The organism is Pseudomonas sp. Fl4BN1 (assembly GCF_009908285.1).
Classification (GTDB): domain Bacteria; phylum Pseudomonadota; class Gammaproteobacteria; order Pseudomonadales; family Pseudomonadaceae; genus Aquipseudomonas.
On record NZ_JAAARM010000086.1, the window covers coordinates 1 to 647 of the forward strand.

Annotated in this window: 1 protein-coding gene; it reads left to right on the top strand. The window is 62.0% G+C overall.

Annotation, left to right across the window (positions count from 1 at the left end):
- Window positions 1–112: 112 nt before the first annotated feature.
- Window positions 113–647, top strand: a 535-nt coding sequence (locus GV818_RS33675) for a response regulator transcription factor (protein WP_161778742.1), incomplete at its 3' end; no start/stop codon positions are given.

Here is a 647-nt window from a genome sequence, read left to right on the forward strand (position 1 = left end):
TGACCTGTGAAACCCTGTAGAACGCGGTGCTTCCATGCAGTACAAGCGCTACCGGGATCATCGGCGGGCCTTGGGCTACTCTTTTGCCTCTAATTTGTCTTGAATTGAACCCATGAGCCAAACCGCAACCATCCTGGTCATCGACGACGAGCCGCAGATCCGCAAGTTCTTGCGCATCAGCCTGGCGTCCCAGGGATACAAAGTGATTGAAGCCGCTAACGGCGCCGAGGGCCTGGCCCAAGCGGCGTTGAACAAGCCGGACCTGCTGGTACTCGACCTGGGGCTGCCAGACATGGACGGTCAGCAGGTACTGCGCGAGTTTCGCGAGTGGTCGGCGGTGCCGGTGCTGGTGCTTTCGGTGCGTGCCAGCGAGTTGCAGAAGGTCGAAGCCCTGGACGGCGGTGCCAACGACTATGTGACCAAGCCTTTCGGCATCCAGGAGTTCCTGGCGCGTATCCGTGCCCTGTTGCGCCAGGCGCCGGCGGGAGACGTGCAGGAAGCGGCACTGCAAGTGGGGCCGCTGACGGTCGATCTGGCTTACCGTCGGGTGTTGCTGGAGGATGTTGAAGTGGCCCTGACCCGCAAGGAATATGCGGTGCTGGCGCAGTTGGCGCGGCATCCTGGGCGGGTGATTACCCAGCAGCAGT